The organism is Methanocorpusculum sp. GPch4 (genome assembly GCF_012062385.1).
Taxonomy (GTDB): Archaea; Halobacteriota; Methanomicrobia; order Methanomicrobiales; family Methanocorpusculaceae; genus Methanocorpusculum; species Methanocorpusculum parvum.
Map to the genome: position 1 here is coordinate 1 of NZ_SIJA01000073.1, position 9,194 is coordinate 9,194.

The following is a 9,194-nucleotide window of genomic DNA, read 5'->3' on the forward strand; positions in this document are numbered from 1 at the left end:
CTACTATATAAATTAGTAACGCACTAGGTAGGTAGTTATTCCGGGGGTATCGTTTTTTCCAGGCGCCTCCCTATTGATTTATATACTATGACTGCATGAAGGAGAAAATACGCCGGATCCTGCCGATTTCGATTTTTACCCACGAAAAATCATCATTAAAAAATGGTCAAAATTGATCGGCGGAAGGTGATTTTGGAATCGAAACACCTATTTGCGAATGGAAAAATGAACAAAATTTAATCGGGGGAAATATTTCCGGGAAGGGTCCCAGGATCCCTGATATTATTCGGGAAGGAGATTGTCAAGTGTGGATGCATGAGAAAAACCAACCGCGAATCGGCGCGAATCCGCCCTACGGGCGAGAGAATCGGATTTGCTGATCCTCACTCTCGCTCGTCGTGTCTAGTCGCAAGGCAAAGCCTTGCTCCGCTAAGGTTGTCCGCTTTCAGCGTCCAACCCGCTATCAACACGACGGCTCGTCCCTTCATCGGGAACGTTCGGGCAAATCCTGTCGCCGCCCCAGCGGCTCCCAACGGATATTCCTCTCTCCGTCTCATTTTGCGTTTGTCAAAAAAGAACTATGATCATACATGTAATGATCAATGAACATCTCTCTCACAGGAGGCGCTGGGGCGCCGACAGGATTTGCCCGAACGGTCCCGCAAATCTAAAGATTTGCTACGCTAAGGTCGTCCGCGTTCCGCGTCCAACCCGCTCCCGATGAAGGGACGAGCAAGACAGCGAAGCTGGATTGCGAGAGTGAGGATAAGCAAATCCGATTATCTCGCCCGTAGGGCGGATTCGCGCCGATTCGCGGTTTGTTCTTTCTCATGTATCCACACCCGACCTTACCCTTCCCGAATTGGATTCGCGCCGATTCAAGCGAGCGAAGCGAAGCGGAGAGCAAACTGAAAGTTTGCGAACGCGGTTTGTTCTATCTCATGTATCCACACTCAGCCGTACACGTCCCGAATCACACTCCCAGCCGACAAATCCTTCCGCCCCTGTTCTCCTTTTCGTGATTTTAGTTGGCGGGTCGGAGAACAAGCGAGGGCTGTAAGCCTGAAGCGGAGAGCAAACCGAAGGTTTGTGAACAAGTCGACGACCTTAGCTGAGCAAAGTGAAGCTTTGCGAGTGGGCGGGTTGGACGCGGACGACCTCAGCTGAGCAAGTTCGAAACATTCGCGAGTAAATGCCGTCACGAAGAATAGCATCGTCCTGAACGAAGTGATCTGCGTCCGCTTCCGGGAGAAAAAAAAGGAATTGGTTAAACCGGGAGTACCCGGCGGCCGAAGACGTCATTGATGATGGCTCCGACACCCATATAGAGCGCAAGGGCGCCTGCCACGATACCGGTTACGCCTGCCAGGGTATGGATCAGGTGAATACCGGTCAGGTTTGCAGCCACAAGCAGCACCACCAGAAGGAGGACCGCTGCGAAGGTGACCTGCAGGAGCCGGTGCATCTTCAGAGTGCAGATAAACAGCCCGAAAATCAAAAGACCCCAGACGGAGAGAAATGCTGCGAGATCCACTGCGGTTGGTGCCGCTGCAAGACCAAGCGCCGGCAGAATCGAGATAGCCGCAAAGGATATCCAGAAGAGCCCGAAGCTCCCGAAGGTGACCATCCCGAAGGTATTGTTCTTCTTCCACTCCATGATGCCAACGATGAGCTGGGCAAGTCCGCCATAGAACAGCGCCATCGCGATGATGGGACTTGTCAGATCAGTTATTCCGGCATTGTGGAGACTGAGCAGAATCGTGGTCGTCCCAAATGCACAAAGACCGAATGGTGCAGGATTGGCGGTATTGTCCATCAGGAAGAGATTGTTTCTGTTCTTTTCTTCGATATGGTCCATAAACTATTCACATTCTCCAAAAATGATACACTAGATCTCCTTATTTTGGAAACCGGCGCACCAACGTACTATCGTTGTGGGGATAAGTATATATTAGTTATGTAACTGGTAAGGTCCTCAATAACAAATATTATAACTCTGACCAGATTTTTGAACCCTGTTTTTAGCAAATATGTTCATAATGCCGATCGCTCCATACTATATCAGAGTAAGTAATGAGGTCGGTACCTGACTTTGACAGCTGTAAATCGTATCCGGAACCAGATAGGGGTCCAGGAAAACAGGATATCCCGCCGCGAAACTCCTTTGAGAAAAAAAGATGAAAAAAATTCCGCAGAAGCTCACTTTCCTTCGACAAACCCTCTCAGGTCCATCTCAAAAGCAACTGCCTGATGTTCGAGTCCGAACCCGACAAGAACATCCGGATTGATCTCGCCAAAAACGCCGACCTTCTCTCCGGAGACGTAAATATCGCCGCGTCTTCCGGGAATGAACGCATCATCTGATGACTCCCGGACCTCGTATTCGATCGACATCATCTGCGAGAATGCATCCATCACGGCGTATATCTCCGAAAAGTCCGCAGCCGTATGGATAGAAGCCGCTGCCATCTTCGGGGAGGTGACCAGATCCTCCACCACATCCCCGCAGGCAAAGATCCTCTGCGGAAGTTCGCGTGAACGGTTGATCGAGAGCGACTCCATCAGAAGCGGCAGGATATCGGTTCGAATGATCGTCTGGTCCTCGCTGATCGGATGAAGAACATGGAGCGCCGCCGGGTTCTCCGGTCTGTGCATCATCTTGTAGGAGAGTTCCCCGCTCGTAAGGGTGAACGGCGTGTTCTCGATATACGACAACCCGACCATGATATTTCTGACAAGGCTGTAGAGTTTCTGGACCGGGTGCGGTTTTCCTACAGTGAAACTCGGCGGGAGGCTCGTTTCGATCTTATCATACCCGTAAGCGATCGCTGCATCCTCATACACATCATGATCATGCATGATGTCGGCACGATAACAGGGTATCTCGACGGCGACCCTGTCCTCATCGATCACCTCGGCGCCAAACCTCATCTTCATAAGAAGTTCGGTCATCTGCGGAGCAGTCAGCGGGATCCCGGTCAGTTTACTGCATGCGGAGACGGAAACGATCCGCTTGTCAGGACTGAGGTCGGGCGAGACGACACCGTCGATGTTTACTGACTCGACTGAAGCGCCCATCTCGACGAATGCGGCGCAGAGGATTTTCACTGCAACGCCGACGGCACGCGGCTCGATGCCGGTTACATCCAGAAGGATGTTGTGCGTGTTTTCCGTAACTCTCGTTAATTCTCCGTTGATGATCGGCGGGAAGGAACAGACCCTGCCCTTTGCATCGGTGATCAGCGGGAACCTTTCGAACTCCTCAACGATCTTTGCGTAGGCTTTTCCTTTCGGATGCTCGAGAAGGATCTCTTCCATCGTCATTTCCCTCTCGTAATCGAGCGGCACGAATTTTGTCTTACGGTCCGCTGCGATGTACGAGAACGGTGCTTCGATCCGGTCGAGATCGTGCACGCCGATCGCCACCTTTTTGCGGCCGCGGCCGACTGCCCAGTGGAGAGACTCCTGCAGACCCATCAGGGATTCGATCATCGCATTGTCCATATGGACATTTCTGATGACCGCCGATCCAAGATACGGGCGGATATTTGCAAGCTTCGGATCGACTGAGAAAGAAATGCCTGACGGCTTCACTTCATACTTCGGCAGACCCGTTTCTATGCCGAGATATCCCCGGAGAGCACGCGCCGTGCCTTCAGCGCTGTACAGATCAGGACGGTTCGGGAAGAACTGAACATCAGTCTGCTCCTCCTCCTCGCGTTCCACCTCGGATCCCATCATGGGGAGGCTCGCACGGATCCTTTCGATATCGGTACCCGTCAGGCGGGTCAGATATGCATTGTTGAGTTTTACGATCGGCATCTTAACTCCTCCTTACCGGGCTTGCGCGTATCCAGTCAATATCGCTCTTATACAGCTGACGCAGGTCTTTGAGACCCATTCTGAGCATCGAGACACGGGAAACCCCGAGTCCCCAGGCAAGGACCGGACAGTCGATTCCCCAGGGAGCAGTAACTTCCTTTCGGAAAATACCTGCTCCGCCAAGCTCGACCCACCCAAGTCCGTCGACCCAGACCTCAGGTTCGACAGACGGCTCAGTGTAGGGGAAGTAACCGGGACGGAACCTGACTTCTTCGAATCCCATCCTGCCGAAGAACTCCTTGAAGAACCCGAGCAGGTGGCCGAAGTGCAGATCCTTGTCCATCACGATACCTTCCAGCTGTTCGAACTCAGGCAGATGGGTCGGATCGATCGTCTCCCTGCGGTAGACACGGGAGATCGAGAACGCCTTCAGCGGCGGGTTCGGGTGCTCGGCAAGGTACTGGATCGAAAGCGAGGTGGAGTGGGTTCTAAGAACACACTTCTTTCCAACCTCCGGGCTCCACTCTCCGCCCCAGCCGGTCGAACCGGTGTCTCCGCCGAACTTGTGGATATCTCTGATCTTTTCCCATCCATTTGGAAGCGGCAGTTCCTCGGCGAGATGGAACGTATCCTGCATCTCACGTGCGGGATGATCCTGCGGCTGATAAAGGGAGTCGAAGTTCCAGAACGAGTTCTGTACGATCGATCCGTGGAACTCGGTGAATCCCATCTCGAAGAGGAGATCGCGGATCTCATCCAGGATCTGCTGGTTCGGGTGGATCCGGCCTCCGAAGATCTTTTTCGGAAGTTTGCCGATGCTGTATTTTCGAAGCGGCAGACTCTTCCACTCGCCCGAAAGGATCTGTTCGCGGGTGAGGGTAGCTACCTCTTCACGCAGATCAAGACCGCCTTTGGCGATTTTTTCGCCTTCCGGGGTCAGCGCGATCTTCCATTCGGTGTTTTCCACGATCTCGGCGAGTCCGCGTTTTACGAGTTCTTTACATGCCGGCGTGCCGGGAACCGGGTTTTTCAGCGCCAGTTCGTCCTCGCCGACGGCGGTATTTTCGTTAACGAAAACGATCCCGTCTTTGATCGTGACCCAGTTCTTCTTTCTCAGCCAGCCGATCGCGATCCTGGAAAGCGGGTTTTTGGTAAGTTCACTCATCGGAATGGAGCCGTTTATGCCTGCAAGGATCTGGCGTTCCGGCAGTCCCTCTTTCGCATATTTCTCTCCTTCCTCTGTGAGTTTTGCCTGTTCGGTGACGGTTTTTTCGAGGGTCACAAGACCCTTGTCCGCGCAGAGATGGGCCCACTGGATCACCGATTCAAGCGCAGCGTCCATCTTTTCTGCGAGAGCCTCCGCGTTCGTCGGCCCGGAGCCGATCAGGGCTGCAAGAACCCTTTTTTCATTTATTGTAAGATCCATACATTACCACTCCGCCATGTGAGATACTTCATCACGTTTTTCTTTGAATTCTTTGAGGAAGGTGAGAACACGTTCCAGTGTTTCCTTCTTACAAGTCCCGCACATCAGCTCACCTGCTTTGCAGGCTTCGCACATCTTTGCGAGCTCCTTATCGTCTTCCTGCATATGGAATTTGTTCAGCTGATAGATCGAGCACTTCTCAGGTTCGCCGCCGAGTTTTTTCTGCTCTTCAAGGGTCTGTCTGCCGCCTGTGAGAGCGCCCATGATCTTTTTCTTTGCATCCTTTTCCGTGTCATCGAACCAGACAAGACTTTCCGGGACCGATGAGGACATCTTTCCGCCCTGCAGACCCTGCAGGAAACTGTGATACGTCGAAGAAGGCAGCATGAATCCAAATCCGCCGAACTCCTGCTCGATGGACCGAACGATCTCATCGACCTCGGCCGCGTTGTGTCCTGCCGGAAGATCGATGTGTCCTTCATACTTTTTCGCACCCTTGAAGCGTTTTGCGACCGCATCGATCGCTTCAGGGGTTGCTTTTTTCGCCCGGATGCTGATGTGCGAACCTCTGTCTTCGACAAGGAACATCCGCAGGGCTTTGGTGACATCGCGGGTCAGTCTGATATGCGGATCCTGATCGATCCCGACCGGAACGATCGTCGGGGCTGCTCCCCCGACAAGCTGCGGGTAGAGGATATCTCCCACTTGCATCGCGACACTCATCGCGTGTGCCAACTCTGTATCCGGACCAAATCCGTATATTGCCGAGAGTTCGGAGAAGTTTATCTTCGTCGCCGCTTCGAATGCAAGATCTTTGAGGAGATTATTTTTCCGCTGGGAGTAGATCTCTCCTTTGAATCCGAGTGCATAGAGGCATTCCATATATTCCCGGGCGTATTTGTCACAGACATCCCAGGAGAGGCCTCGAACTGCGTGGGCTTCCCGATCCGCCATCGAAATGAACCCGCGTCCGCCCTGATCGATATGCCAGACGACCTCTTTCATCACCATCAGGTGTCCGAAGTGCGGATGACCCGAGGGCATGAATCCGGTCAGGACATGGAACGGTTTTTTCATTCGTATTGCTTCGGATATCGCCTCGTATCCGCGGTGGCCGGCGACGATATCTCTTCTGATAAAGACCGGCTGATCTTTTAGGAGTGGTTTCTGGGCAGCAAACGATTCGATCCCGAACTCTTCAAAGAGCCGGTTGATGTCGACTTTCGGGGCGCTTGACCAGGGGTTTATTTGTTCTGCCATATATTTTCACATCACATTTTCATTCTGGCGAATTCGACTTCGGTGATCTCTGTTCCGGAGATGGAAGCAAACAGCATTTTTTTCCGTACGCTGTGAGCGAGACGTACCGACCTTGAGATCGTACTCATCGACATGAGCGTCTCCAAAGGTACCGCGTGGGCCAGCATCTCGGAGTGTTTGCCGCTTTGGGTGTACACGCGGAAGTGGTGACCATACTTGTACCCTGACCGCGGGAAAAATCCGAGACCCTTCAGGTACCGGTACAGGGTGAGTTTGTCCATGAACTCGCCGTCGGCTGACGCCGCGAGGCTGATGTATTCTTCAGCGGTCATGGAAGGTTCCGTTTCAAGATGTCCGGTTTCCAGAAGCCACGCGGTTTCCAGAGGTGAAAGGAAAAGTCTGACCCCGTCCAGCATCGTGCCGAGCCAGAGAGTTTTCAGTGTCTCGGTGATACCGCTTCCATCCTCAGTCACGTATGAGGGGATCCCGGCAATCTTAGCATGGATCAATGCGGGGAGCTCTAACCGTTCATCGGCTTTCGGTTTCCCGATCCTGATCTCATAATACGTGAGTTCATGCTCGTCGTCCAATACTGCCAGGACAAACTGTTTGCGCATGTTTGCCGAGGTGACCGCATCGCTGATGATCGCCGCGAGGTCGACCATATCTCTTTCCGAGAGCACGCGCATCAGATATCTGGACTGACCTTTTCCGGGTCGAAGGCCGCGGGGAAAGACACGGAAATCCTGAGGACCGGTGGTCACCACGTAGCCGCGTTCCCTGATGTCCCGGTAGACAACGAAGTTTCGTAAAAAGCCAGGTGTTTTTGCACACTCCGCAAGGAGTTCGTCAAATGAGAGGCCGGGGATCTCGATTTTTCCCCGTGCCATCAGATAGAGGGCCTCTTTGGGATCGAGACGGAGGGTTCCTGATTTGTCCGGCCGGCCGTAGCCGCTCTGCTCATAAAGGGAGAGGGCTTCGGATGGGGCGATTACCTGGGTTCCGTCGAATTCTGCTTTCACGCGGAGTTAAGGTTTGTTCTCTATTATCATTAATGAGGGGGGTGTGTGTCAGGGAGAACGACAAAAGATACTAACAAGGAACGTGAAATATACTCCTATGTCCCGACGAATACATGCGGTTCTCCTCCTCCTTCTTGCGGCTGTTCTCTTCTGCGGCGCAGGTCAGGCGGCGGTCACCGAAAATCTGAATCAGACGTATCATATTGGTGATCTGTACACTGACATCATGTCCGTGTCAGGTACCAACGACGGGGGGTATTATCTTGGTATCCTCCATGACGGCGTTTTATCTTTGATAAAGACCGATGCCAAAGGAAAAGAGCTCTGGTCGGCCAATGTCACCGGTTCTGAGTTCCGGTCGATCACGCTCCTGTCAGACGGGGGCTGTGTCTATGTCACCGCTCTTGGGACCGACACTTATCTTTGCCGTGCTGATCAGACGGGAACGATCCTGTATGAACTTCCGCTGCCCGGTATCGGCGCAGGTGTTCAGCCTGTTGTGGTATCCGGCAGTACGATCAAATTTGCCGGCTGGTTCTGGGAGACCGACACCGGATTTACCCAGAGTTTTCTGTTGAGCGACGGCACACCTGCAAACGATCAGCTGTCCCTTCCGGAGGGCAGGATCCCGGTTTCCATGATGAAGAATAATGACGGAGCCTATGTTCTTGTCGGCGGAGCAACTTCCAATACGTCTTCCACCAGCGATGAAGCATGGATCATGCAGATAAAAGACGGCGGAACGGTGGTCTGGAACACGGTTATAAAAACCGACAGCCTGCAGACAGAATACTACGGTCCCGGAAGTACCGCATATGCTCTCTGTGAAGGAGAAGACGGCGGATACTTCGTTGCCGGCACGGCTGCTCCGTATAATCTCTCAACTGCGTTTGGTATAATCTGGGCATCGATGATCACTTCCGACGGTAAGGTCGTCTGGGAAAAAGAACTGCGCGGCGCGGTCCCGTACGGCGTTGCAAAACTTGGAGATGAGTATCTGATCGCCGGCACCGGATGGAATTCGCCATTATGGATGACCCTTACCCCGTCCGGAGCATTACTGGATATCGTGTATCCTGAAGAGGTTCCCGGTCAGTTCAACGCGGTCGCAAAGACCTCGTCCGGCAGTGCGGTCCTGGCCGGCTGGAGTTTTTTGACCGGTTCTGCTGACGGATATCTGGCGGGTCTCACCGACGGCTCGGCTGCATCGAGCCCGGTTCCGTTGGCAGGAGGCATCATCGGCCTATTCGGAGCTGCTGCCTGCCTTGGTTTCCAGCGCAGGAAAAACCGCTGAGGAGTCAGCAAGGGATCCCCGGACCCTCTTTTTTGATCTAAGATATACGCAGATCTCCTTACAGATCGTTGGATTTTCCGGACAGGGAGGACCAAAGAGCTTTGCCAAAAAGGCAGGCTGGAAAGGAAGGAGGCGGACTTGCCGAAAAGAGCGAGTTGTTGTCAAACGGGTTGTCAAGTATCTGCGGGCGTATTTTGGCAATCGAATCAATATTCTCAGTTTGATTTTAGTATTTGTCAATTTGCCCCATTTGACAAAGGTGTGGAAAGAGGGAGGAACGGATGGTCAGGTTTGCCGGGAGAGAGACACTGCGGGCCTTTCTCTCTCTTTTGCGTAAAATAGTAAAATATAATAATTATTATTATAATTA

General features: G+C 52.8%; 6 protein-coding genes. 1 reads left to right on the forward strand and 5 read right to left on the reverse strand.

What is annotated here, in order from left to right; genetic code table 11:
* Positions 1-1,267 precede the first annotated feature (1,267 nt).
* The 5 genes from EYA77_RS06355 to endA form a co-directional block, all read right to left on the reverse strand.
* Positions 1,268-1,858: a GPR1/FUN34/YaaH family transporter gene (locus EYA77_RS06355; RefSeq protein WP_042699202.1), complete on the reverse strand. Its 591-nt coding sequence runs from the start codon at positions 1,856-1,858 to the stop codon at positions 1,268-1,270.
* A 341-nt stretch (positions 1,859-2,199) separates the two neighbouring features.
* Positions 2,200-3,822 (reverse strand): phenylalanine--tRNA ligase subunit beta, encoded by a 1,623-nt coding sequence (gene pheT / locus EYA77_RS06360; protein WP_167816238.1) that lies wholly within the window; start codon positions 3,820-3,822, stop codon positions 2,200-2,202.
* 1 nt (position 3,823) lies between these two features.
* Positions 3,824-5,248, reverse strand: a complete 1,425-nt coding sequence (locus EYA77_RS06365; RefSeq protein WP_167816239.1) for a phenylalanine--tRNA ligase subunit alpha — start codon at positions 5,246-5,248, stop codon at positions 3,824-3,826.
* Between the two features lie 3 nt (positions 5,249-5,251).
* Entirely contained in the window at positions 5,252-6,508 is a 1,257-nt protein-coding gene (locus EYA77_RS06370; RefSeq protein ID WP_042699211.1) for a tryptophan--tRNA ligase, read from the reverse strand.
* An 11-nt stretch (positions 6,509-6,519) separates the two neighbouring features.
* The gene (gene endA / locus EYA77_RS06375; protein ID WP_167816240.1) at positions 6,520-7,530 is read right to left on the reverse strand and encodes a tRNA-intron lyase; all 1,011 of its coding nucleotides are present in this window, start codon (positions 7,528-7,530) and stop codon (positions 6,520-6,522) included.
* 97 nt (positions 7,531-7,627) lie between these two features.
* On the opposite strand from endA, the gene EYA77_RS06380 reads away from it, so the two are divergent.
* Positions 7,628-8,824 (forward strand): PQQ-like beta-propeller repeat protein, encoded by a 1,197-nt coding sequence (locus tag EYA77_RS06380; RefSeq protein ID WP_167816241.1) that lies wholly within the window; start codon positions 7,628-7,630, stop codon positions 8,822-8,824.
* The last annotated feature ends 370 nt before the right edge of the window (positions 8,825-9,194 follow it).

Bases quoted from the DNA above. Each gene is read 5' to 3' on its own strand.
- EYA77_RS06355 (WP_042699202.1), bottom strand. From the start codon at position 1,858: ATGGACCATATCGAAGAAAAGAACAGAAACAATCTCTTCCTGATGGAC.
- pheT (WP_167816238.1), bottom strand. From the start codon at position 3,822: ATGCCGATCGTAAAACTCAACAATGCATATCTGACCCGCCTGACGGGT.
- EYA77_RS06365 (WP_167816239.1), bottom strand. From the start codon at position 5,248: ATGGATCTTACAATAAATGAAAAAAGGGTTCTTGCAGCCCTGATCGGC.
- EYA77_RS06370 (WP_042699211.1), bottom strand. From the start codon at position 6,508: ATGGCAGAACAAATAAACCCCTGGTCAAGCGCCCCGAAAGTCGACATC.
- EYA77_RS06380 (WP_167816241.1), top strand. From the start codon at position 7,628: ATGTCCCGACGAATACATGCGGTTCTCCTCCTCCTTCTTGCGGCTGTT.